We start from the raw sequence: 22,977 nt of genomic DNA, 5'->3' as shown, positions 1-22,977 counted from the left end.
AGCCGCGGCATCCGTCTGAGGGATGACGTTCGTGTGGTCGCTGCGACGAATCCGGCGCGCGGAGGCGGCCCGGCCGGTCGGCTCAGGCGAGCCCGTGCTCGAACGCGAAGACGACCAGCTGCACGCGGTCGCGCAATCCGAGCTTGGCGAGGATACGGCTGATGTGGGTCTTCACGGTCGCCTCGGACAGGAACTCGCGGCCCGCGATCTCGCCGTTGCTGAGCCCGCGCGCGGCGAGCGCGAAGATCTCGCGTTCACGGTCGGTGAGCCCGCTGTAGGACGCCGGAACGGGACGCGGGGACTCGGCGAAGTGCGCGAACAGTTCGCGGGTGGCGGAGGCGGCGATCACGGCCGACCCCGCGTGCACCGTGCGGATCGCCGCGAGCAGGAACTCGGGGTCCGCGTCCTTCAGCAGGAAGCCGCTCGCCCCGCCCCGGATGGCACGCGCGGCCGCCTCGTCGAGGTCGAACGTGGTGAGCATCACGATGCGCGGCGGTCCGGACTGGTCGGGGCCGGAATATCGGGGATCGGCGAGGATCTCGGCCGTCGCACCGAGGCCGTCGAGCACGGGCATCCGGATGTCCATGAGCACGACGTCGGGATGGGTTTCGCCGATGACACGGATCGCCGCGCGCCCATCGGATGCCTCGGCGACGACCTCGAGGTCCGGCTGGGAGTCCACGAGCATGCGGATGCCCGCCCGGAAGAGCGCCTGATCGTCGACCAGTGCGACACGGATCACGCCGGCTCCCCCGCTGCGCGGGCGAACGGCCCGCCCGACGGAGCGATACTGAACGGGATCGAAGCGTTCACGACGAACTCGTGACCCGCCCGCCCGGCCGCGAGCGTTCCGCCCGCGAGCTGCGCCCGCTCGCGCATGCCGATCAGCCCGTGGCCCTGGCCCTGCCCCTGCGCCGCCGTCGGGCCGGAGGCATCGTCGCCTGTCACATGTGGCGGGTTGGCGTGCGCATCACCCGCCATTTGCGACAGGCGAATGCCGTTGCGGACGGTCAGGTCGACGCGCTCGGGGTGCCAGGCGAGGGCCACGGAGACATCGCCACCCGCGCCGTGTCGGAGGGCATTCGTGAGCGCCTCCTGCAGAATCCGGTAGAGCGCGAGCTGAACCGCGGCGGGGGGATCCGTCCGCGGCACGGGCTCGACGTCGACGCGCAGGGCAACGCCCGCCGCGCGCACCTGTGCGTAGAGCCCCTCCAGATCGGCGAGCGTCGGCTGCGGTCCGTCGGCCTGGCTGTGCCGCAGCTGCGTCAGCAGCAGGCGCACATCGGCGAGCGCCGCGCGCGCCGTCGTCGAGATCGTGCCGAGCGCGGATGCCGCGGCCGACGGGTCCGTCGCCGACGCATAGCGGGCGCCATCCGCCTGCGCGATGACGACCGCGAGCGAGTGGGCGACGACATCGTGCATATCGCGGGCGATCGTCGTGCGCTGATGCTCGGCGATCGCGTCCTCTTGCGCCCGTATCTGCGCTTCACGGTTCGCGCGCGCCCGGAGGGCCGTCCGTACGAGGGCTCCGACCGTCCACGACAGCAGCAGCGCGAAGGTCGCGGCGACCCACAGCGCCAGGCCGGCGACGAACGACTGGCCGAGGACGTCCGTGATGCTCCAGCCGCCGCGCAGCAGGGGCGGAACGATGAGATAGATCGAGATCAGGGTCGCCCCGACGATTCCCGAGGCGAACCCCAACCACATCACCACGCGCGATCCATAGGCTGCGGTCGCGTAGAGGACACCGAAGATCGCGATGTCCACGACGAGCGGCGGCATCCCGAATGCCATCTGGATCAGCGCCGCGACCCACACCGCCGCGAGCGCCAGTCCCGGCGATGCCCGCCGCAGCGAGAGCGCGGCGACGAGAACGAGAACGATGCAGGCGAGCGGCAAGCGTTCTCCCACCGAGCCCTCGATCCGCATCATGGCGAGCACGACGTCGAGAGCGAGTGCCGCCAGCACCACCAACACCGCCGCGGTTACGTCGATGGCGATCTGGTAGGGCTTGAGCGGGCGGAACACGCCTGTCACGCTACGGGAGCGTGGGAGCCGAGGCATCCGTCTGCGGATGTATCTCGCGCTGGACCCCATGCAGCGCTCACGCGGGCAGGATCGGGCGGTTCTCGTAGAACGTCTGCAGCACGACGGTCGTGCGGGTGCTCACCGAGGCCACTCCGCGGATGCGGCGGATGAGCGTCTCGAGCGCGCGCGGCGACGCGACCGGGACGAAGAGCATGTAGGCCGCGTTGCCCGCGATCGAGTGGCACGATTCGATCTCGGTGATGTGCTCGAGCCGCTCGGGCGCATCGTCGGGCTGCGCGAGGTCGAGCGGGGTGATCTCGATGAACGCTGCGAGCGGCTTTCCGACGGCCTCGACATCGACCACGGCGCGGTAGCCGGCGATCACGCCGCGTGTTTCGAGCCGACGCATGCGCGCCTGCACGGCCGAGACCGACAGGCCGACCGCCTCCGAGATTTGGGCGAGCGTGGCGCGGGCGTCGCGCGAGATCTCGCGCACGATCATCAGATCGACCGGGTCATCCAGGGTCGGTGGATGGGTCACCACGTCCTCTTCTTCCATGCCGCGAGCATAGCAACAGGAATATTTCCTGGCATTCAGCGCATCTGCGGTATGTCTTCCTAGAATCCTCGTGTGCCTCGTCCGAGAGATGCGAGGGCACGGAACGGAGAAGGTCATGACGATGGACGCGACACTGCTCGATGGCTCCCTGGGCGGCGTCGAGACGAGCGACGCGTGGATATCGCTCCGCGACGCCGCGACCGAACTCCAGGCGATCCAGGCACACGATGGCTCGATCCCCGACCCCGCGCACCGCGCCCGGGCCGCTCGGATGGTCGCGACGATCGTGCGCACCATCCGCGAGCTCGCACCCCTCTTTCCCCACGACTCGGCGTACCTCGAGGCATCCGTCACCGATTTCGAACGCTGGGCGGCGGATGGCTTCGGCGTCCCCGACTTCCTCGATTCGCTCGTCGCGTTCCAGCCGCAGCAGCACCGCGTCGATGGGCTGCGGCACCTCGTGATCTTTCCCATGTACACGCAGAACGGGTCGAGCAACCGGTTTGTGGAGGCTCTCATCGTCGAGACGATCTGGCCCGAGTTCATCGCACAGCTCGAGGCGAGCGACTACGCGAATCGCCTGTTCGTCTCGCTGCGCCTGATCGATTTCACCCCCGGCTACGACACCAACTCGGCCGTACTCTTTCCCGAAACGGTCGCGGTGCGCGAAGTCCCGACCTTCACGTGGGGCGCGATCTTCCAGGATCGCGAGGCGGCCCGCTACCGCCGGGTCGTTCGCGCGGCGGCCGACATCACCCGCCTCGCGCTGCCCGAGCAGGTCGCTCGCCTGCTGGATGACCAGGCCCTCGCCGAACGCACCTTCGTGATGTGGGACATCATCCACGACCGCACCCACATGCGCGGGGACCTGCCCTTCGACCCGTTCATGATCAAGCAGCGGATGCCGTACTTCCTGTACTCGCTCGAAGAACTGCGGTGCGACCTGACGGCGTTCCGCGAGTGCGTCGCGATCGAGAGGCGCCTCAGCGAGACGGGACCCCAGGAGCAGGCAACGACCGACGCGGAAACGCTCGAGCACGCCCAGCTCGTGCAGTACGCGGTGATCTTCGACCGCATCTTCCGGTTCGCGATCACCGGTTCGCGGGTGCGCAACTACGACGGGCTCGGTGGCCAGTTGCTGTTCGCGTGGCTGCACCAGCGCGGGGTCTTGCACTGGACCGACACACAGCTCGCCCTCGACTGGGACGAAGTGCCCGCCGCTGTCGTCGCCCTCGGCGACGCGATCGACGAGCTGTACTGGCGCTCGATCGACCGCCCGAAGACCGCGCACTGGCTGGCCGCGTACGACCTGATCCGGAGCGTGCTGGAACCCCACCCGGGCTCAATCTGGGCCGCGGGGCTGCCGCGCGACATCCTGATCGGTCCGCCGAAGGGCTTCACGGATGCCGTCATGGACGACGAGTTCCCCCTGTCGATGTTCTACGAGGCCCTCGACCGCAAGATGGCGCCGGTCATCGCGTCGACGACCGGCATCCGCGGGGATGCCTGACGCCCATGCCTGAGCGACGCCTGAGCTCCGCATCTCCCGATCTAGGCTGAGAGCGTGACTCGACTCCACGACGCCGCCGTGCGCGGCTTCGCCTCTGACAACTACTCCGGCATCCACCCCGACGTTCTCGCCGCGATCGCAACAGCGAACGAGGGCCACGAGGTCGCCTACGGAGAGGATGCCTACACCGCACGCCTGAACGACGTCATCGCCGACCGATTCGGCGAGGGCGCCGAGGCGTTCCCCGTCTTCAACGGAACGGGCGCGAACGTCGTCGGGCTGCAGTCGATGCTGCCGCGGTGGGGTGCGGTCGTCGCTGCCGCGAGCGCGCACATCAACGTCGACGAGGGCGGCGCCCCCGAGCGGGTCGCCGGCATCAAGCTGCTCACCGTGCCGACCGAGGACGGCAAGCTCACCCCCCAACTCGTCGACCGCGAGGCCTGGGGGTGGGGTGACGAGCACCGCGCACAACCCCTCGTCGTCTCGATCACGCAGTCGACCGAGCTCGGCACCGTCTACACGCCGGGCGAGGTCCGCGCGCTCGCCGACCACGCGCACGGACTCGGGATGCGGCTGCACATGGACGGCGCGCGCCTGTCGAACGCCGCGGCGTCCCTCGGGCTGCCGCTCCGCGCATTCACCCGGGATGCGGGAGTCGACGTCCTGAGCCTCGGTGGCACGAAGAACGGAGCGATGCTCGCCGAGGCGATCGTCGTGCTGGATCCCGAGGCATCCGAGGGCCTGAAGTTCCTGCGCAAGCTCAACATGCAGCTCGCGTCGAAGATGCGGTTCGTCTCGGCGCAGCTCATCGCGCTGTACGAGGACGACCTGTGGCTGCGCAACGCCGCGCACGCCAACGCGATGGCGGCGCGGCTGCGCGCGGGCATCGAGGCGGGCATCCAGGATGGCTCGATCCGGGGCGTGGCGTTCAGTCAGCCGACGCAGGCGAACGGCGTCTTCGCGACGCTGCCCGCGGGCGCTGCCGACCAGCTGCGGGAGCGGGTGCGGTTCTACGATTGGGATGCTGCGCGATCCGAGGTCCGCTGGGTGTGCTCGTTCGACACGGAGCCTTCCGACATCGACGCGTTCGTCGCCGACATCGCGCGGGTCACGAGCGCCGTCTAGACCTACCCGGGGGCGCTGGTCGGCCCGTCAGGACTTCTGGGACGAGACCTCGGGCTCAGGCTCAGGCTCAGGCTCAGGCGCGGGCGCGGGCTCGGACTCGGGCTCGGGCTCGGGCTGGGTATCGGTCTCGGCGACACCGCCCGCCGAGGCATCCTCGTCCTCGGCATCATGATCGTCGTCCAGCGGCACCTCGCCGCGGATGAGCTCCTTGACGCCGGCCATGAAGCTCGACATCTCGTGCTGCTGCCACCGCAGCTGACGCGTGCGGTCCTCGGCGTCGCGAAGCACGCCGACCGAGTGCGTCGTGACCATGTCGATGATGCGCTGCGCTTTGTCGCGCGCCCGATCGAGCTGTTCGTTGGCACGCACGTTCGCGTCGGCCTCGACCTGCGCCGCCTGGGCCCTCGCGAGCCGCTCGTAGTCCTCGGCCTTCGCCGAGATCCGCTGCGCGTGCTCGAGGGATGCCGCGACCTGCTCGTTCGCGTCCTGCGTGATGCGCTCCGCGTGGGCGACCGCCTGGTTGTGCAGCACGAGGAACTCCTGCTGCGCGTCATCCTGACGCCGCGTCAGCGACTCCTCGAACTCGAGCACGCGCGCCCGCATCTCACGGACCGCTGCCTCGGCATCGGCACGGTCCTGGGCGGTCTCGCGCGAGACGAGGGCCCGCAACGCGGCGGCGCCCTTCTCGGCCTCGGTGCGGATCGCGGCGGCCTCCTGCTCGGCCTGTGCCACCTTCTCGGCGGCGTGCGCGCGTTCCCGCTCGAGCATCGCCTCGTGCGCCGTCAGTTCGGTCTCGATGCGGAGACGGGCCTGCTGGGCATCGCTCTCGGCCTGCGATCGGATCGCCTCGGCATCCGCTTCCGCCTCGCGTCGCCGCGTCCGGATCTCTTCGCGCGCCGATTCGAGCAGTCGCTCGGTCTGCACGGTCGCGTTCTTGATCAGCACACTCGCCTGCCCCTCGGCGACGCGCAGGATCTCTTCGAACTGCTGACGGCCCTCGGATGCCTCGGACGTCGCGCCGACCAGCTCGTCACTCAGCGCCTGCACCTGCTGCTCGATCTCGGCGGACTTCGCCTGCGCTTCACGCAGATCGGCCTCGAGCTGCTCGATCGACTGACGGGCCTGCGTCAGCTCGCGACTGCGGGTCGTGGCTGCTTTCTCGCCGCGCCGGATCCGCGCCTCGAGCGCCGAGACGCGCTCGCCACGCTCATGCAGACGCGCCGTGAGGGTCGAGATCGCGGCATCGACCTCGTGCTTCTCATACCCACGAAAGGCCGTCGTGAACGAGAGGACGTCGCCCTGCGCCCCGGCTCCACCGATCAGCTCGTCGAAGGCCGATGCGCCGTCGCCCGCCTGCTCGTTTCCCGCGTTCTGCGTGGTCATGTGCACGATCCCGTCTCTCCGCTTCCGGACCCCGGCCAGGAAGCACCATCGCCCGATCTTCCGCCACGCACGCACGCGTCCGGCCCCCCGACGAGGGCGGCGCGGTTTCCGCCTCGCACCGCGCCGGGTATGCGCGGAACGAGGATGAGTTGCACGAGCCAACCGCGGGCGGATGACGGTGATCGGGTGTTGCGTAGCGGGTGCCGCCCGATCAGGACGAACAATACCGCTACGAGCTATCCGCAACGAGAACGCATCCACAGCTCCGGACGGAAACGGCGCCCAGCCGAATGCCCGCCCGCGGCCTCATCGTGGAAACGCTGCAGGGTCAGCGTCCTCCGGGCCGACCCGTCACGAGCGACGCGAGAGTCGGCCGCCAGTGCCGCGAAACGTAGTCCACCGCTTCGTGCACGCCCAGTGCACGCGTGGAGTTGCCGACCCGCACCCACAGGTCCGTGACGGGCCCGCCATCGCGCGGCGACGTCAAGAACACCGGCTTCGGCGACGGCGGGCAGTTGAGGGCGCACACCGTTCCCGCATCCGGAAGCGTCGCGAACTGGACGTGCGGCAGCGCGGCCGCGTTGCGACCCACGAACGCCGACAACAGGTCGCGCAGCCACAGTTCGAACCGGTCGTGATCGGGTGTCCGCAGCGTCGCCAGGTCACGCTCCAGCCCGCGCACGACGCCGTCGTCGCTCGCGCCGATCACCAGCACGCCGCCGGTGCTGTTCAGGAACGCGGCGACCGTCTTGGCGATCGCAAGCTCCATCCGCGGGTCTTTCTTGTTCTCGCGGACATTCCACCGGGCGGTCTCTTTGAACTCGACCTGATCCGATTCGCCCGCGGCGAGGACCGCCGCGACATCCACGTCGCCGTAGTCCGGTCGGACGAGCGCCGCGACAGCCGCCGCGACGAACGCGAGCCCGATGCTCGACCCGAACGCCAGCAGCAGCGTCGTCGGCATCCAGAGGTACTGACCATAGAAGAACAGCCCCGCGATGAAGAGCCCGACGCTGATGCCGAGCAGCGAGATCAGCGCCATCGTGGTCAAGCTCAGCCGCAGTCGACGCCCGAAGAGCCTGCGCACGACCCACGCGACGGCGTACGCGAACGCGAGCGCGACGGGCAGAGCGACGGCGAACTCGACGAGGAGGGGGCTCTGAGGCATCCGCTATTCGCTCCCGCTCAGCGCAGGGCGCCGACGCTCGCGAGCGCGAGACGGACGAGCGTGCCGCGGCCGCCCTCCATCTCGGCGGCCAGCGCGTCCGACGCGGCCTCTTCCGGCGACATCCACGTGACCTCGAGCGCGTCCTGTCGCGGCTCGCACGTTCCCGTCACGGGCACGACGAAGGCGAGCGAGACGGCGTGCTGACGATCGTCGTGGAAGGCGGTGATGCCGGGGATCGGCAGGTACTCGGCGACGGTGAAGGGCGTCGCCTGAGGGGGGAGCAGGGGGAAGGCCATGGGGCCGAGGTCGTTCTCGAGATGACGGAAGAGCGCGTCGCGCACCGTCTCGCCGTGCCGCACGCGACCGCTGACGAGCGAGCGGGTGATCTCGCCCACGGGGGTGGCCCGCAGCAGGATGCCGACCTCGATGACCGAGCCGACGCCATCCGTCCGCACCGGTACCGCCTCGACGTAGAGCATCGGCAGCCGCCGCCGCGCCTCGGCGAGCTCGACCTCGCTCAGCCATCCGGGGTTCGCCGCGCTGCCCGCGGTCGGCGAACCGAAGGAGCCGTCGTCGCGCGGATCGCTCGAACGCCCGAAAGATGCGCCCATGCCGCTCAACCGATCGCGCCCATCGGGGCCGTCGTCTTCGGAGGGATCGGGGTCTGGGGTGCGCACCGGCATGTCTCTTGTATACCTCAGGCGCTCGCGCCAGCCCGTACATCAGGAAGGATCCCTGGGACGGATGTGGCGGAAGTGGCGGCCGCAGAGCATCGTCAGCCCCGTGCGGGACACCGTTCCTTCGTCGTGTCCGCGGGGTTTGCCAGGATAGGGGCATGTCGCCCGAGCCACCTGCCCTCGATCCGCCGCACCTCGATCCAGACGCCGCGCTGTGGTCGGATGCCCCGACCGGGCGCCCCTTGCTGGTGCTGCTGCACGGTTATGGGTCGGACGAGCGCGACCTGTTCGGCCTGGTTCCCCACCTTCCGCCCGCTTTCGTCTTCGCGGCGCCACGCGCACCCCTGTCGCCGCCCTGGCCGGCCCCGGGCTACTCGTGGTACGCCCTCGATGGACTCAACGGCCGCGACTCCGCCACCGTGACGCGCGCCGCCGAGCGGCTCTGCGCCTGGCTCGACGATCATGCGGGCGGGGCGACCTCGATCGGGCTCCTCGGTTTCTCGCAGGGCGCGGCGATCGCCCTCCAGGCGCTGCGGCTGCAGCCCGAGCGGTTCGCGTTCGCGGTCAATCTCAGCGGGTACGCGAGTACGGGAACCCTGCCGGGCGACGAGGTCCTCGCGGCCACTCGACCGCCCGTCTTCTGGGGGAGGGGAACGCACGACGACGTCATCCCCGAACCCCTCATCGCCCAGACGACCGCGTGGCTGCCCGGGCACAGCACCCTGAGCGGGTCGGTCTATCCGGGCCTGACGCACAGCGTCTCGCAGGCCGAACTCGATGATGTCCGCGGCTTTCTCGAGGCGCGGCTGAAGGACGCCTCCGACTGACCTCGGCGCGCCTGCTCCGCACGCGCCTGCTCCGCACGCGCTCGTTCAGCCCGTGCGCGGTTGCACCCCGTGTGCCGCGCGGTCAGCCCGTGCGCCGCGACGTTCGGGCACGACGCGCGAAAAGCACGAGCGCCAGTCCGCCCGCGAGGAGCGAGATCGGCACCGCCCACGGCAGGGCCGCGCCGCCGGTATCGGGCAGCGACGACGGGGTGGGGGTGCCGGTCGGGGTCGACGTGGGTGTGGGGGTGGGCGTCGGCTCAGGAAGGGCGAAGTCCTGGGTGACGACGATCGTGCCCGTCGCGAGATCGGCGATCGTGACCGAGGTCGGAACCGTCGTGGAACGCGCGAGCGCGGCGGTCGCGTTCGCGCCGCTCGCCGTGGTCGTCACGGTGCACACGGTGCCCGCCGCGAGGGGTGTCATCGTGATCGCGTCGTAGGTCGCGGCCGCGCTGCCCGCGGGCACGGTCCCCGCCGCCGTCGTGAGGGTCCCGCCCGTATCGCACCGGGCTTCGACGGTGACCGCCGACTGGCGTCCCGCCGCGGCCCCGGCGACGACGACGTCCACCTGCAGTGTCCCGGCCGCGAAGGGCGTGATCGCGGCGGCAGCGCGCACCGGAACGTTCGCCCGGACGGCGAGGATCAACTTCTGCGCGCTCGTACGCCCCGGGTTGCCGCCGTCGTAGAGGAACACGTTCCCCCCGACGACCGACTCGACGGCGGAGAGGGCGAAGCCCTCGGTGGCGGTCGGCGAGACGTGACGCGCCCAGAGCTCGGCGCCCTGGGCGACGCTGTCGCCGGGCAGGACGGGAATCGTGCCGGCTGCGTCGGCGAAGACCTCGACGCCCGACGTACTGAGGGTGGAGGACGCGACGCTACCCCCGACGGCGAACGGACCGACGAGCTGGCCGGTGGTCGGGGCATCCGCGGCGTCCGGAGTGAGCGTCAGCGTCGGGGGCACGGGCGCCGGCGCGGGTGCGGGTGGCGGGCCGTTCACGGCGGCCAGTGTCGCGTCGACGATCGCCTTGATCGCGTTGTGCTCGGCCGGGTACGACGTCGGAACGACGAAGCTGTCGGTGAAGTACCAGATCGCACCCTGCACGGCTTGCACCTTCTCGACGTCGGTGCCCGTCGAGGGCGCACCGGGCACAGCCGGATAGTAGTTCTCGAGGATGTGCGTGACGTACGACAGGTTCGGCACGTTCGCCTCGGTCCAGTCGCCCAGTTCGTAGTGCACACCGATCTCGGTCTCTGTCGTGAGGTCGATGCAGTACGTGAGCAGGTCCTGACGCCCGGGCACGCCGGGGTCGTCGAGCACGATCTGCGCCGTCTCGACCGGCCGGAAGTTCGTGATTCCGCTCGTGGGGTACGGGGTGGTGGCGGGATCGATCGTCACGTCCCCGCCGTACAGCCCGCCCTGGTGCAGCATCTCGACGATCGTGGCCTCGGTCGCGGGTCCGGCGGGGTCCGTCACCCCCACGCCATCCGCGTCCGGAACGGCGAGGGCGGGGCTCGCGACCGCGCCGGTCAGGAGCAGAGCGACGAGGACGGCTGCAGCGACCGCTGGGCGGCGGGCGGATCGAGTCGATCCGCGGCGGAGTCGACGAGACGCGATCATGACACTCCTGGTCTCACGGCGAAGGCGACCGGACGGGTCCGGCGACGTTCGCGTCCACTCTCTCAAGCGTTGCCGGCTCGGTGCGTATGGCGCACCGCAGAATGTCTCGCGGCGAAAGACCGGCGCCGATGTCGGCGCGGGGGACGAAGATGGATGGATGGCCGACGTCTGGGCGAAGTTCGGTCCTGCCACGCAGGACTGGTTTCGCGGCGCCTTTCTCGAACCCACACCGGCACAGGTCGGTGCATGGGGGGCCATTTCGGCCGGGCGGCATGCCCTCGTCGTCGCCCCGACCGGCTCGGGCAAGACGCTGTCGGCGTTCCTCTGGGCGATCGACCGGGTCTTTCGTGAGAAGCCCCTCGAGGCCGAGGCCCCGTCCGGGCGCCGTCGACGAGCGGCTGCTCCACGCCCGACCACCGGCATCCTCTACATCTCTCCTCTCAAGGCCCTCGGGGTCGACGTCGAGCGCAATCTGCGCTCGCCCCTCGTCGGCATCGGGCAGTCCGCGCGTCGCCTGGGGATCGCGCTGCCCGAGGTCACGGTGGGGGTGCGCTCGGGCGATACCCCCTCGAACGAGCGGCGTCGGCTGGTCCAGGACCCGCCCGACATCCTGATCACGACCCCCGAGTCGCTCTACCTGATGCTCACGAGCCAGGCGGGCGAGACGTTGCGGGGCGTGCACACGGTGATCGTCGACGAGGTTCATGCCGTCGCCGCAACCAAGCGCGGCGCGCATCTCGCCGTCAGTCTCGAGCGGCTCGATGCCATGCTCGAGCGTCCCGCGCAGCGCATCGGACTATCGGCGACCGTGCGTCCGATCGACGAGGTCGCCCGCTTCCTCGGTGGGGCGGCACCGGTGGACATCGTCGCCCCACCCGCGTCGAAGACGTTCGATCTGCGCGTGACGGTCCCGATCGACGACATGCTCAATCCGCCCCCGCCACCCGGATCTGGTGCGCCCGGTTCATCAGCACCGGGCGATGACGGTGGGGACGACGCCGGCGGAGACGGTGCCGCTGGTGGAGACGGTGCCGAGTGGTACGCCGCCGACAGCCGACTGCGGCCCGAGGCGACCGAGATGACCGGGTCGGTGTGGCCGCACGTCGAAGAGGCCATCGTCGACCGCATCCTCGAGAACCGCTCGACGATCGTGTTCTCGAACTCGCGAAGGCTGGCCGAGCGCCTCACCGGCCGTTTGAACGAGATCTACTCCGAGCGTCTCGGTCTCGAGATGCCCGACCCCGCGGTCCCCGCGGCCATGATGGCGCAGGCCGGCTCGACCGCGGGGGCCGACCCCGTGCTCGCCCGCGCCCACCACGGGTCTGTGTCGAAAGAACAGCGCGCGCAGGTCGAAGAAGAACTCAAGGCGGGGCGCCTGCGCTGTGTCGTCGCGACCAGCAGCCTCGAGCTCGGCATCGACATGGGCGCGGTCGACCTGGTGATCCAGGTCGAGTCGCCGCCGTCGGCCGCGAGCGGGCTGCAGCGGATCGGCCGCGCGGGACACCAGGTCGGCGAGGTCAGCCGCGCATTCCTCTTCCCCAAGCATCGCGCCGACGTGCTGCACACCGCGATCGTGACCGAGCGCATGCTCGCCGGACGCATCGAGTCGATCTCCGTACCGCAGAATCCGCTCGACATCCTGGCGCAGCAGACCGTCGCGGCGTGCGCGCTCGGGGCGATCGACGTCGAGGACTGGTACGAGTCGGTGCGCAAGAGCGCCCCCTTCCGAACGCTGCCGCGCTCGGCGTACGAGGCCACGCTCGACCTGCTCGCCGGGCGCTACCCCTCGGACGAATTCGCAGAACTCCGACCCCGCGTCGTCTGGGATCGCGATGCCGGAACGCTGACGGGCCGCCCGGGCGCCCAACGACTGGCGGTGACGAGCGGCGGCACGATCCCCGACCGGGGCCTCTTCGGCGTCTTCGTCGCGGGCGAGTCGCGCGGCGGCCGCGTCGGCGAACTCGACGAAGAGATGGTCTACGAGTCACGCGTCAACGACGTGTTCACCCTGGGGACGACGAGTTGGCGGATCGTGGAGATCACCCACGATCGCGTGAACGTCGTGCCCGCTTTCGGACAACCCGGCAAGCTGCCGTTCTGGCACGGCGACGGCCTCGGGCGTCCCGCCGAGCTCGGCGAGGCGCTCGGCAGGTTCTCGAAGGAACTGTCCGAGGCGGCGCCCGAAGCTGCTCGCGGCCGGCTGCGCGACGACGGCCTCGACGAGCGGGCGATCGACAACCTGTTGGCATATCTGGCCGAGCAGCGTGAGGCGACCGGCACGCTACCGACCGACACGACCTTCACGGTCGAGCGCGGGCGCGACGAGGTCGGCGACTGGCGCATCATCTTGCATTCCCCGTACGGCATGAGTGTGCACGCACCGTGGGCGCTCGCCGTCAACGCGCGGATCCGCGAGCGCCTCGGCGTCGAGGGATCCGCGGTTGCGAGCGACGATGGCATCATCGCGCGAGTCCCGGATGCTGCGGCCGAGCCGCCCGGCGCCGAACTCTTCGTCTTCGAAGCGGACGAACTCGAACAGATCGTCACCGACGAGGTGGGCGGATCCGCGCTCTTCGCCTCGAGATTCCGCGAGTGCGCGGCACGCGCGCTGCTGATGCCGCGCGTCAACCCGAACAAGCGCAGCCCGCTCTGGCAGCAGCGCCAGCGATCGGCACAGCTGCTCGAGGTCGCGCGGAGGCATCCGACGTTCCCGATCATCCTCGAGACGCTCCGCGAGGTGCTGCAGGACGTCTACGACCTGCCCGCGCTTCTGGGCCTGGCGCGCGGAATCGCCGAGCGCCGCATCCGCCTGGTCGAAACGACCACGACCCAGCCCTCGCCGTTCGCGCGCGATCTGCTGTTCGGATACGTCGGGGCCTTCATGTACGAGGGCGACTCGCCGCTGGCCGAGCGCCGCGCGGCGGCCCTGTCGGTCGACCCGGCGTTGCTGTCCGAGCTCCTCGGCCGCATCGAGATGCGGGAGCTGCTCGACCCCGACGTCATCGCGCAGTTCGAGAACGAGGCACAACGTCTCGATCCCTCGCGCCGCGTCCACGGCATCGAGGGTGTCGCCGATCTGCTGCGGATGCTCGGGCCGCTGGATGCCGCCGAGGTCGCCGCCCGCCTGGTCCCGGGCGATGCGGACGTGTCCGCCGTGCGCGCGGTACGGGCGGATCCGGCTGGCCCCGTGGACCCGTCCGCGGAATCGGCAACGGGCTCGACCGCGGACTCCACCGCGGACGGCCTGGCACCGGCACTGCCCGCCGCAACGGAGGCCGAGGCATCCGCTCTGCTCGCGACCCTCGTGGACTCGCGCCGCGCGATAGCCGTCACGATCGGCGGCACGCACCGGGTCGCGGCTATCGAGGACGCGGGGCGCCTCCGCGACGCGCTCGGCGCGGCGCTTCCCGTCGGCATCCCACTCGCCTTCCTCGAGCCGACCGAGGACCCGCTCGGCGACCTCGTCGCCCGCCACGCCCGCACGCACGCGCCCTTCACGGTGGATGCGGTCGCCGGTCGGCTGGGGATCGGCCCCGCGGTGGCGAGGCACACGCTGCTCCGCCTGGAATCGCAGGGTCGGGTGACGAGCGGATTCTTCCTGCCGGCGAGCGCCGACCGGCGAGACGAGACCGAGTGGTGCGATAGCGAGGTCCTGCGCCGTCTGCGCATGCGTTCCCTCGCCGCCATCCGCGGCAGTGTCGAGCCCGTGCCCCCCGAGGCCTTCGCGCGGTTCCTTCCCGTGTGGCAGCACGTCGCGCGGCCCCTGTCGGGAATCGACGGGGTGGTCGCCGCGATCGACCAGCTCGCGGGCGTACCGCTCCCGGCGAGTGCGTGGGAGTCTCTCGTGCTGCCGTCGCGCGTGTCGGACTACACTCCGGGACTTCTCGACGAGCTCACCGCCGCCGGCGAGGTCATCTGGTCCGGCCACGGCTCGCTGCCGGGCCGCGACGGATGGGTCGCGCTCCACCCCGCGGACGCCGCGCCGTACACGCTCGCGCTGCCCGAGGACGAGCCCGCCGACGGATCCCTCGATCGGCGCGTGCTCGATGCCCTGGCCGTGGGCGGCGCGTATTTCGCATCCCAGCTGCGCGATGCCGCGGAGGCCGAGAACGAGCAGTCGGTGACGGATGCCCTGTGGCGCCTCACCTGGTCGGGTCATGTCACGAACGACACCTTCGCACCCCTCCGCGCCCTCACGAGCGGCGGATCTCAAGCGCATCGCACGACACGGCGCCCACCCCGCGCTCGCCTGTTCCGGGGCGCCGCCCTGCCCCGTCCGGCCGCTCCCCCGCGGCCGACAGGCATCGGGGGACGCTGGTCGCTCCTGCCACGGCCCGAGGCGGATGCTTCGGCCCGGGCGACCGCATCCGCCGCTCTGCTGCTCGACCGCTACGGCGTCGTCACCCGCGGTTCGGTGCAGTCAGAGGGGATCGCGGGCGGATTCGCGCAGGCCTATCGAGTGCTGGCGGGCTTCGAACAGGCCGGACACTGCCGCCGGGGCTATCTGATCGAAGGTCTGGGAGCCGCTCAATTCGCCGCATCCGCGACGATCGACCGGCTCCGCGAGTTCGCGGCCCTGCCCGACCCGGCGCCGCTACGTGCCGTCACGCTCGCGGCCACCGACCCCGCGAATCCGTACGGCGCCGCCCTCCCCTGGCCGGTCATCGAGGGGGTCACCCATCGGCCCGGGCGCAAGGCCGGCGGCATCGTCGTCGTCGTCGACGGCGAGCTCGCCGCGTACCTCGAGCGCGGCGGCAAGAGCGCGCTCGTCTTCACCGAAGATGAGGAGGTCCTCGCCGCGGCGGCGCTCGACCTCGCGACGACGGCTCGCGCCCGACGCCTCGACACGCTGACCGTCGAGCAGGTCAACGGCGTGTTCGTCTATGGCTCGGCCACCGCACGCGCGCTGCGCGCCGCGGGTTTCGTGGAGTCCCCGCGCGGCCTCACCCTGCGCCGCACGACGGCGGGCGACGCCGTCCGGGCGGGCGCTCGTGCCTGAGGGCGATACGGTCTTCCGCGCCGCGCGGCGCCTCTCCGAGGCCCTCGCCGGTTCGATCGTGACACGGTTCGACATCCGGGTGCCCGGCAGCGCGACCGCCGACCTGCGGGGCGAGACCGTGCACGAGGTGGTGCCCCGCGGCAAGCACCTCTTGCATCGCATCGGTGATTTCACGTTGCACTCCCACCTCAAGATGGAGGGCGAGTGGCACCTCTATCGGCGGGGTGAGAAATGGCGCAGGCCCGCGTTCCAAGCGCGCGCGATCGTGGGGAACGACGCCTGGGATGCGGTGGGCTTCGAGCTCGCGATGGTCGAGGTGCTGCCCACCCACGACGAGGACCGCGTCATCGGCCACCTCGGGCCCGACCCGCTCGCCGACGATTGGGACCCGGTCGAAGCCGCGCGGCTTCTCGCCGCTGATCCCCGACCCGTCCACGTCGCCCTGCTCGATCAGCGCACGGTGGCCGGGTTCGGCAACGAGTACGCGAACGAGATCCTGTTCGTTCGAGGCATCCTGCCCGCTCGCCCGGCAACCGAGGTCGACGCGGCCGCGGTCATCGACGTGGGCGCGCGGATGCTCCGCGCCAACCGCGACCGCACGCCCCGAACCTTCACGGGCGACGCCCGCGCGGGGCGCACGACCTGGGTGTACGGGCGCGCTCGGCGCCCTTGCCGCCGCTGCGGCACGACGATCCGCGAGGGCTCACTCGGGGCGACGGCGACGTCGGAGCGGAACGTGTTCTGGTGCCCGAACTGCCAGACGTGACGGCCGATCCGCTCCCTCAGCGACCGGGCGGACACGCCGATTGAGCACCATCAGTGCCCGACGTAGCGCCCCGGCCGGTGGTTGAGCGCCAGCACCAGGCTCAGCAACACGGCCCCGGCGGCCGACAACAGCACGAGTTGCCACGGCACGACCCAGAGGGCCGCGACGATGATCGTCACGTCGAAGACCATCTGCACCCACCCGGCCCGGAAACCCCAGCGCTCCTGGACGATCAGGGCGATGATCGTGATGCCGCCGAGACTCGCGCGGTGACGGAAGAGAATCAGGAGTGCGATCCCGATGAGCAGATTGCCCGCGAAGGTGCCGTAGACGGGATCGATCTGCCGGATCGGGAACGCAGCGTTGTGAAGCACCGAGAACGCCGAGACGAGGCCGATCGAGACGACCGTCCGCACCGTGAAGTCGGCCCCCTTCTTCCAGAGCGCGAGCACCGCGAAGGGCAGGTTGACGATCGCGAAGAGGGCCCAGAACGGCAAGGCGGTCGCGTAGTCGAGCAACAGGGCCACTCCCGCGGTCCCACCGGTGACGGCTCCGCTCGCCTGCAGGAGGTGGAGTCCGAGCGATGCCGTGAACGCTCCCGTCAGCAACCCGAGGATGTCTTCCGGCACGGTGTGCGCCATGCTCTGCTCACCGAACACCGGGTCGGCGACCCCGTCTCTCGACGGTGCGCCGACCGGCCCGGTGGCGGGGCCGGGCTCGGGTGATCCATCAGGGACGGGGGTCACGTGTTCTCTCGGATGATTCCGGTCGGTGCGGGGCGATCCCTCCCCCCATCCTGTCAAACGAATCCGGCGGCCCCGCGCGAAATAGTTCTGGAATGACCCATCCGGAATACCCATGCCTACGAATGAGTTACAACCGGTGACTTCGGCTTCATTTACCGCCGCAGGAGGGAATCGTGGGCAAGAACTACGTGGACATCGAACGCGACAGTGGAGAGACCCTCCGCTACCGCAAACACGTCAATGGGCGTGGACTGATCGCGCACGGCGCGAAGGTGCACGCGAGCGCGCTGATCGAGGCTGGCGCCTATGTCGAACCGGGCGCGCAGGTCGCGGCCGGAGCGCGCGTGCTGCGCGGAGCATGGATCGAGTCGGATGCCGTGATCGGCCCCGACGCCGTGATCGAAGAGCACGCGCACGTGGGTACGGGCGCCGCAGTCGGTTCCGGCGCACGCATCGGCGTTCGCGCGACCGTCGGCGAGCGGGCACGGGTGGCGGTCGGCGCCAAGATTCGCGACGACGAAATCGTCGGCGACGGCCAGATCGTGGCTACCGACAAGCGCGGATTGCGCTTGGCGGCGTAAGCACTCACAAGCGCGGATTGCGCTTGGCGGCGTAAGCACTCACAAGCGCGGATTGCGCTTGGCGGCGTAAGCACTCACAAGCGCGGATTGCGCTCGGCGGCGTGGCTCCCGGACTACGCTGGCCGGATGGCGAAGGGTGGTGGGGCCCCCAGACGACCGGGGCGTCCCCGGCGTCAGCCGTCAGCCCGCCCCCCTGCGTCGGCCAGGGCCACACGCCCGAAGTCTTCCCCGCCGCCTGAACCACCGGCGGGCCCCGTCCTGGTCGGCCCGCTTCGACTCGGCGTGTTCCCGGGAGCATCGCCGGGGATCTGGGTCGACCGTTGGCGGGACCGTCTGCCCGATGTGCCCCTGGAGCTCATCCCCACCGAGGCGGCCGACCAAGAACGCGCGCTGCGTGCCGGGGAGGTCGACGCTGCGCTCGTCCGGCTTCCCGTTGATCGCGGCGGGCTGCACGTGATCCCGCTCTACGAAGAGACGACGGTCGTGGCGTTCGGCTCCGACTCGTCGCTCGCGGCCGCGGAGGAGTTGACGTTCGACGACCTCGCGGGCGAGATCCTGTTCGTTCCGACGGACGACGTCCTCGGCCCCCTGGAGGTCCCGGGAGTCGTGGCGGCACGCGGACCGCGTCCGCAGACGACGGCCGAAGCGCTCGAGACGGTGGCCGCGGGGGTCGGGATCGTGATCCTTCCGCTGTCGCTCGTGCGGATGCACCGCCGCCGCGACGTCGCACACCGACCCCTCGTGGGCGCCCCGGCATCCGCCGTCGCCCTCGCGTGGCTCGCCGAGCGCACGAGTCCCGAGATCGAGGCGCTCGTCGGCATCGTCCGGGGCCGCACGACCCGCTCGTCGCGGGGATGACCGCGCGCGCCGATTACACTCGGGCAACATGACGCTGCTCTACCTGTGCGCGCGACCTCAGGCGGGTGCCGCCGAGGGCGAATACCGTTCGTTCCGCGAGGCCGCGCACCTCGACGAGGAGCGCCTCCACGCCCACGATCTGGTGCGCGAGCCGTTGCCCGCCGATGCACTCGAGAAATACGCCGGGTTCGTGGTCGGGGGCAGCCCGTTCAACGTCGCGGACCCGACGAGCACCAAGACCGACGTCCAGATCCGCCTCGAGGCGGATCTGGAGAGCATCGCGGATGCCGCAGCATCCGGTCGCACGTCGGCCCTGTTCACCTGCTACGGCATCGGCATCGTGACCCGCATGCTCGGTGGCGAGGTCACCCGCGCCCACCCCGAAGACACCGGACCCGCGACGATAACCCTCACCGACACCGCGGCGCAGGACCCGCTCTTCGGGTCGCTTCCCCCGCGCTTCTCTGCCCTCACGGCTCACAAAGAAGGCGCCGCGACGCCTCCCCCGGGTGCCGAGCTGCTCGCCACGAACGACGTCTGCCCGGTGCAGGCGTATCGCGTCGGCGACACGCTCTACGCGACCCAGTTCCATCCGGAGCCGACGGGTCGCGCGTTCACCGAACGGATGGCCGTCTACCGCAACGACGGGTACTTCGACGCCCGCGCGTTCGACGAGATCGCCGCTCGCGTGCTCGGTGCATCGATCACCGAGCCCACGCGCATCGTCCGCGCTTTCGCGGCGCGCCTGGTCTGAGAGTCAGTCGCCCGCCGGGCGCAGGCTCCGCAGTCCCGCGATCGCGAGCGGAGTGCCCAAGACGACGACAGCCGCCACGATCGCCGCAATGCCGATCGCCTCGCTCCGCGGCTGGTCGGCGAGCCGCCCGACCGCGATCCAGACAAGCCCCCACCCGAGCGCGAGTCCGGGCGCGACGCGCCATCCGCTCGCCCAGGCGATCGCGAGCCCGATGAGCGCGACGACGACGATCACGGCGATGCCCCACGCCTGCGCGTGATCCGCCCACTCGGTCGGTCCGATGGCGGTCAACCAGGCGGCGACGTTCGCGACGGATGCGACGGCGACCCACCCCAGGTGCAGACCCGTCACCCCGTCGATCAGCAGCGAGTCGACGACCCCGCCGCGGGGCATCCGTGTCGCCACCGCGCGCTGGAACGTGATGCAGAGCGCGGCGAGCAGCACGAAGATCGCCAGAGTGGTTCCCCACAGCGTGAACATCTGCACCGTGACGATCCACAGTCCGTTCAACACCATGCTCAATGCGATCCACCACCCCGTCGCACGCTGGCGTGCCGCGGCGCGCTGTGTCGGCAGAGCCTGCCAGACCGTGTAGGCCGCGAGGCCGACGTAGATGACCGACCAGATCGAGAACGCGGGCGTGGCCGGCGCGAGCAGGGTCGCGTCCGCGGCGAGCGCACCTCCCTGAGCTTCGGCGATCGGCGTGCCTCCGAACACACCGACACCCACCATCGCCGCGATGAGCATGAATACGAGGGCCGAGATCACGACGATCTGGCGCACGAGGTCGAGGCTCCTCGCCTCGTTCGGCCGTCCGGGAATGGTCATCTCCTCAGCCTATGGGGACGACCACGGCGAGGCGAGGCGTTGACAACTCAGTCTGCGCGACCCCGCAGCCAGGGCCACCCCGCGAGATTCTCGGGAACACGGTCGACGCGACTCGAGGCACCCGTGCCTCAGCGCAGCGGGCCCACGACGACCGCGGCCTCGGGCGGCACGACGGCCTCCCCATCCACGAGTAGGGCCGCGGCGTCCGTCGTCAGCACGATCACGCGGCCGGGAGCGACATCCCACGACACGGCCTCGTCCGTGAGGTTGACGAGCACCGAGAGGTCGCCGCGGCCCAGCGCGAAGGCGCGGGCGCCGACCCCGCCCGACGCTCCCCCGCCCGCGGCACTCTCGGCAGAGGCCGCGCGCAGCGCCGCGAACGACGGGTCCGTGAGCTCGGGCCACGCGCGGCGCAACGCCCCGAGGTCGCGATAGAGCTGCAGCAGGCGCGCGTGATCACCCTCGGATGTCTCAGCCCAGTCGAGCTTCGAACGCTCGAACGTCGCGGGGTCCTGCGGGTTGGGCACGACGGACTCGTCCCAGCCCATGCGGGTGAACTCCTCGAGCCGCCCCTTCGCGGTAGCCTCGCCGAGCTCGGGCTCGGGGTGCGAGGTGAAGAACTGCCACGGGGTCGAGGCGCCCCACTCCTCACCCATGAAGAGCATCGGCGTTCCGGGCGCGGTCAGGGTGAGCACCGCGGTGACGGCGAGACGCCCATACGACAGTGACTGCGAGAGCCGGTCGCCGGCGGCGCGGTTTCCGATCTGGTCGTGGTCTTGAGCGAACGTCACGAGACGCCACGTCGGCACCTCGGTCGGAATCGGGAAGCCGTGCTCCCGCTCGCGGAACGACGAGTACGTGCCGTTGTGGAAGAACCCCTCGGTCCAGACCTTCGGCAGCGCGTCCAGCGCACCGAAGTCCTCGTAGTAGCCGACGGTCTCACCGGTCACGGCGACGTGCACGGCATGGTGCCAGTCGTCGCTCCACTGCGCCGTGAGACCGTAGCCTCCCGCCTCTCGGGGCAGGATCAGCTTGGGGTCGTTCAGGTCGGACTCGGCGATCAGCGTCAGCGGCCGGCCGAGGTGGGCCGACAGGGCATCGGATGCCTCGGCCAGCTCTCGCAGGATGTGCGTGTCGCTGTTGTCGAGCAGCGCGTGCACGGCATCGAGGCGCAGCCCGTCGACGTGGTGGTCGCGCAGCCACATCAGCGCGTTGTCGACGATGTAGGAGCGTACGGCCGGCTCGTCGAGGTTGATGGAGTCGCCCCAGGTGTTGCGCTCGCCCGAGCGCAGGTACGGGCCGAACTCGGGCAGGTAGTTGCCACTCGGACCGAGGTGGTTGTAGACGACGTCCTGGATCACCGCGAGCCCCGCCGCGTGTGCAGCGTCGACGAACCGCTGATAGGCACGCGGGCCGCCGTACGCCTCGTGCACGGTGTACCAGAGCACCCCGTCGTAGCCCCAGTTGTGCACGCCGTTGAAACCGTTCACGGGGAGCAGCTCGATGTGCGTCACGCCGAGGCCGACCAGGTGGGGGAATCGCTCGATCGCGGCGTCGAGGGTGCCCTCGGGCGTGAACGTACCGATATGCAACTCGTAGATGATCCCGCCGGCCAGCTGACGTCCTGTCCAGTCCGCGTCGGTCCACGCGAAGTCGGTCAGATCGATGTGTGCGGATGGCTCGTGCACGCCCCGAGGCTGGCGCTTCGAGCGCGGGTCGGGCCGGAGCGCCCCGCCGTCGAGGACGAAGCCGTACTCCTCGCCGTCGTCAAGCCTCACATCGCTCGACCACCAGCCGTCCGCGCCGCGTTCGAGGTCGATCTCGCTCGCATCACCCCGCCGCAGTCGGACCTGACGCGCTTTCGGTGCCCACACCTCGATGCTCATGGGTCCAGCCTGTCATCACGGTCCGCGTCGAACACACCCTTGACGCCCCTCGCTTCCGTCACTACCGACGGACGGCCGCTGTCTTCCACAAGGCGCAGGCAGGCCGCCGCGATCCGGTCGGGCAGGTCCGCGGGCACCGCGCCCTCCTGGCGGAATCGCACGACCACGTCGACCAGCTGGATGCAGCAGGTACCGAGGAACTGGGCGTCGGCGCCCGGGCTGATCCGCGTCGCGAGCTCGCCATAGATGCCGATGAGCTCGTCCCGAGCAGCACGGAACGGCGCGAAGGCGTCCCCCGCGATCTCGGGCGAGAGGTACATCGTTCCGATATTGTGCGGCTCCGCGAGCAGGGTCTCGACGTCCGCCCGCACCAAGGAGGCGAGGGCCCGCCGCGCGTCCGGCTCCGAGAGATACTCCGCCGCCCGGTCGAGGGTGGGACGGATGGATGCCTGCAGCAGCTCGAGCAGGATCTCTTCCTTGCCTGCGAAGTAGTAGTACATGCTCGCCTGCCGCATGCCGGCGCGCTCCGCGATCCGTCGCGTGCTGGTCGCCGCGTACCCCCGCTCGGCGAACAGCGATGCGGCCGCGTCGACGAGCTGTTGACGGGACTCGACGCCGGGCTCGCCGGGCTGGAGGCGCGGACGGCCTGGCATCGACCTCGTCATCC

General features: G+C 70.6%; 19 protein-coding genes. 8 read left to right on the top strand and 11 right to left on the bottom strand.

Annotated elements, in window-relative coordinates; genetic code table 11:
• Window positions 1-82: 82 nt before the first annotated feature.
• The 3 genes from CGU35_RS01450 to CGU35_RS01440 form a co-directional block, all read right to left on the bottom strand.
• Complete coding sequence (locus CGU35_RS01450; RefSeq protein WP_100809880.1) at window positions 83-742, bottom strand: response regulator; 660 nt, start codon at window positions 740-742, stop codon at window positions 83-85.
• Complete coding sequence (locus CGU35_RS01445) at window positions 739-2,028, bottom strand: sensor histidine kinase (RefSeq protein ID WP_100809879.1); 1,290 nt, start codon at window positions 2,026-2,028, stop codon at window positions 739-741. Before CGU35_RS01445 ends, CGU35_RS01450 begins: the two co-directional genes overlap by 4 nt.
• 76 nt (window positions 2,029-2,104) lie before the next feature.
• Window positions 2,105-2,551 (bottom strand): Lrp/AsnC family transcriptional regulator, encoded by a 447-nt coding sequence (locus CGU35_RS01440; protein WP_100810074.1) that lies wholly within the window; start codon window positions 2,549-2,551, stop codon window positions 2,105-2,107.
• A gap of 151 nt (window positions 2,552-2,702) precedes the next feature.
• Between CGU35_RS01440 and CGU35_RS01435 the strand changes: the two genes are divergently transcribed.
• Window positions 2,703-4,097, top strand: coding sequence for a DUF6421 family protein (locus tag CGU35_RS01435; protein WP_100809878.1), 1,395 nt, complete (start codon window positions 2,703-2,705; stop codon window positions 4,095-4,097).
• A gap of 54 nt (window positions 4,098-4,151) precedes the next feature.
• Window positions 4,152-5,222 carry a threonine aldolase family protein gene (locus CGU35_RS01430; RefSeq protein ID WP_100809877.1) on the top strand — a complete coding sequence of 357 codons (1,071 nt, stop codon included), beginning with the start codon at window positions 4,152-4,154 and terminating at the stop codon, window positions 5,220-5,222.
• Between the two features lie 27 nt (window positions 5,223-5,249).
• Here CGU35_RS01430 and CGU35_RS01425 read toward each other — a convergent pair whose 3' ends face one another.
• The 3 genes from CGU35_RS01425 to CGU35_RS01415 all read right to left on the bottom strand — a co-directional run bounded on the left by CGU35_RS01425 (window position 5,250) and on the right by CGU35_RS01415 (window position 8,456).
• On the bottom strand, window positions 5,250-6,605 hold the full coding sequence (locus CGU35_RS01425) for a cell division initiation protein (protein ID WP_146048094.1): 1,356 nt from the start codon (window positions 6,603-6,605) through the stop codon (window positions 5,250-5,252).
• Between the two features lie 328 nt (window positions 6,606-6,933).
• Entirely contained in the window at window positions 6,934-7,773 is an 840-nt protein-coding gene (locus tag CGU35_RS01420; RefSeq protein ID WP_100809875.1) for an AlbA family DNA-binding domain-containing protein, read from the bottom strand.
• Window positions 7,774-7,790: 17 nt separating this feature from the next.
• A complete protein-coding gene (locus CGU35_RS01415; RefSeq protein ID WP_100809874.1) occupies window positions 7,791-8,456 on the bottom strand; it encodes an NUDIX hydrolase family protein in 666 nt (221 codons plus the stop codon).
• 152 nt (window positions 8,457-8,608) lie between these two features.
• On the opposite strand from CGU35_RS01415, the gene CGU35_RS01410 reads away from it, so the two are divergent.
• The gene (locus tag CGU35_RS01410) at window positions 8,609-9,277 is read left to right on the top strand and encodes an alpha/beta hydrolase (protein WP_100809873.1); all 669 of its coding nucleotides are present in this window, start codon (window positions 8,609-8,611) and stop codon (window positions 9,275-9,277) included.
• An 82-nt stretch (window positions 9,278-9,359) separates the two neighbouring features.
• Here the strand turns inward: CGU35_RS01410 and CGU35_RS18080 are convergent, their stop codons facing one another.
• Window positions 9,360-10,892 (bottom strand): thioester domain-containing protein, encoded by a 1,533-nt coding sequence (locus CGU35_RS18080; protein WP_157813865.1) that lies wholly within the window; start codon window positions 10,890-10,892, stop codon window positions 9,360-9,362.
• Between the two features lie 157 nt (window positions 10,893-11,049).
• Here CGU35_RS18080 and CGU35_RS01400 point away from each other — a divergent pair, with 157 nt between their 5' ends.
• A complete protein-coding gene (locus CGU35_RS01400; RefSeq protein WP_100809872.1) occupies window positions 11,050-15,891 on the top strand; it encodes an Lhr family ATP-dependent helicase in 4,842 nt (1,613 codons plus the stop codon).
• Window positions 15,884-16,657 carry a DNA-formamidopyrimidine glycosylase family protein gene (locus tag CGU35_RS01395; protein ID WP_100809871.1) on the top strand — a complete coding sequence of 258 codons (774 nt, stop codon included), beginning with the start codon at window positions 15,884-15,886 and terminating at the stop codon, window positions 16,655-16,657. The genes CGU35_RS01400 and CGU35_RS01395 overlap by 8 nt, the downstream gene beginning before the upstream one ends.
• 50 nt (window positions 16,658-16,707) lie before the next feature.
• Here the strand turns inward: CGU35_RS01395 and CGU35_RS01390 are convergent, their stop codons facing one another.
• Window positions 16,708-17,298 (bottom strand): YitT family protein, encoded by a 591-nt coding sequence (locus CGU35_RS01390; protein ID WP_100810073.1) that lies wholly within the window; start codon window positions 17,296-17,298, stop codon window positions 16,708-16,710.
• 278 nt (window positions 17,299-17,576) lie between these two features.
• Here CGU35_RS01390 and CGU35_RS01385 point away from each other — a divergent pair, with 278 nt between their 5' ends.
• The 3 genes from CGU35_RS01385 (at window position 17,577) to CGU35_RS01375 (ending at window position 19,596) form a co-directional block, all read left to right on the top strand.
• Window positions 17,577-17,984, top strand: coding sequence for a transferase (locus tag CGU35_RS01385; protein WP_100809870.1), 408 nt, complete (start codon window positions 17,577-17,579; stop codon window positions 17,982-17,984).
• A 258-nt stretch (window positions 17,985-18,242) separates the two neighbouring features.
• The gene (locus CGU35_RS01380; RefSeq protein ID WP_258034471.1) at window positions 18,243-18,842 is read left to right on the top strand and encodes a LysR family substrate-binding domain-containing protein; all 600 of its coding nucleotides are present in this window, start codon (window positions 18,243-18,245) and stop codon (window positions 18,840-18,842) included.
• 28 nt (window positions 18,843-18,870) lie between these two features.
• Window positions 18,871-19,596: a glutamine amidotransferase-related protein gene (locus tag CGU35_RS01375; protein ID WP_100809868.1), complete on the top strand. Its 726-nt coding sequence runs from the start codon at window positions 18,871-18,873 to the stop codon at window positions 19,594-19,596.
• Window positions 19,597-19,599: 3 nt separating this feature from the next.
• Here CGU35_RS01375 and CGU35_RS01370 read toward each other — a convergent pair whose 3' ends face one another.
• The 3 genes from CGU35_RS01370 to CGU35_RS01360 all read right to left on the bottom strand — a co-directional run bounded on the left by CGU35_RS01370 (window position 19,600) and on the right by CGU35_RS01360 (window position 22,975).
• Window positions 19,600-20,424 (bottom strand): tryptophan-rich sensory protein, encoded by an 825-nt coding sequence (locus CGU35_RS01370; protein ID WP_100809867.1) that lies wholly within the window; start codon window positions 20,422-20,424, stop codon window positions 19,600-19,602.
• Between the two features lie 128 nt (window positions 20,425-20,552).
• Window positions 20,553-22,310, bottom strand: coding sequence for a malto-oligosyltrehalose trehalohydrolase (gene treZ / locus CGU35_RS01365; RefSeq protein WP_100809866.1), 1,758 nt, complete (start codon window positions 22,308-22,310; stop codon window positions 20,553-20,555).
• The gene (locus tag CGU35_RS01360; protein WP_100809865.1) at window positions 22,307-22,975 is read right to left on the bottom strand and encodes a TetR/AcrR family transcriptional regulator; all 669 of its coding nucleotides are present in this window, start codon (window positions 22,973-22,975) and stop codon (window positions 22,307-22,309) included. The genes treZ and CGU35_RS01360 overlap by 4 nt, the downstream gene beginning before the upstream one ends.
• Window positions 22,976-22,977 lie beyond the last annotated feature (2 nt).

It is taken from the genome of Microbacterium sp. BR1 (assembly GCF_002812725.1).
GTDB lineage: Bacteria > Actinomycetota > Actinomycetes > Actinomycetales > Microbacteriaceae > Microbacterium.
Note: the sequence above shows the minus strand (reverse complement) of the source record. Positions and strands in the feature narration are given on the sequence as shown.

Coding starts and splice junctions, on each gene's coding strand:
- CGU35_RS01435 (WP_100809878.1), top strand. CDS start 2,703: ATGACGATGGACGCGACACTGCTCGATGGCTCCCTGGGCGGCGTCGAG.
- CGU35_RS01425 (WP_146048094.1), bottom strand. CDS start 6,605: ATGACCACGCAGAACGCGGGAAACGAGCAGGCGGGCGACGGCGCATCG.
- CGU35_RS01420 (WP_100809875.1), bottom strand. CDS start 7,773: ATGCCTCAGAGCCCCCTCCTCGTCGAGTTCGCCGTCGCTCTGCCCGTC.
- CGU35_RS01415 (WP_100809874.1), bottom strand. CDS start 8,456: ATGCCGGTGCGCACCCCAGACCCCGATCCCTCCGAAGACGACGGCCCC.
- CGU35_RS01410 (WP_100809873.1), top strand. CDS start 8,609: ATGTCGCCCGAGCCACCTGCCCTCGATCCGCCGCACCTCGATCCAGAC.
- CGU35_RS18080 (WP_157813865.1), bottom strand. CDS start 10,892: ATGATCGCGTCTCGTCGACTCCGCCGCGGATCGACTCGATCCGCCCGC.
- CGU35_RS01400 (WP_100809872.1), top strand. CDS start 11,050: ATGGCCGACGTCTGGGCGAAGTTCGGTCCTGCCACGCAGGACTGGTTT.
- CGU35_RS01390 (WP_100810073.1), bottom strand. CDS start 17,298: ATGGCGCACACCGTGCCGGAAGACATCCTCGGGTTGCTGACGGGAGCG.
- CGU35_RS01375 (WP_100809868.1), top strand. CDS start 18,871: ATGACGCTGCTCTACCTGTGCGCGCGACCTCAGGCGGGTGCCGCCGAG.
- CGU35_RS01370 (WP_100809867.1), bottom strand. CDS start 20,424: ATGACCATTCCCGGACGGCCGAACGAGGCGAGGAGCCTCGACCTCGTG.
- treZ (WP_100809866.1), bottom strand. CDS start 22,310: ATGAGCATCGAGGTGTGGGCACCGAAAGCGCGTCAGGTCCGACTGCGG.
- CGU35_RS01360 (WP_100809865.1), bottom strand. CDS start 22,975: ATGACGAGGTCGATGCCAGGCCGTCCGCGCCTCCAGCCCGGCGAGCCC.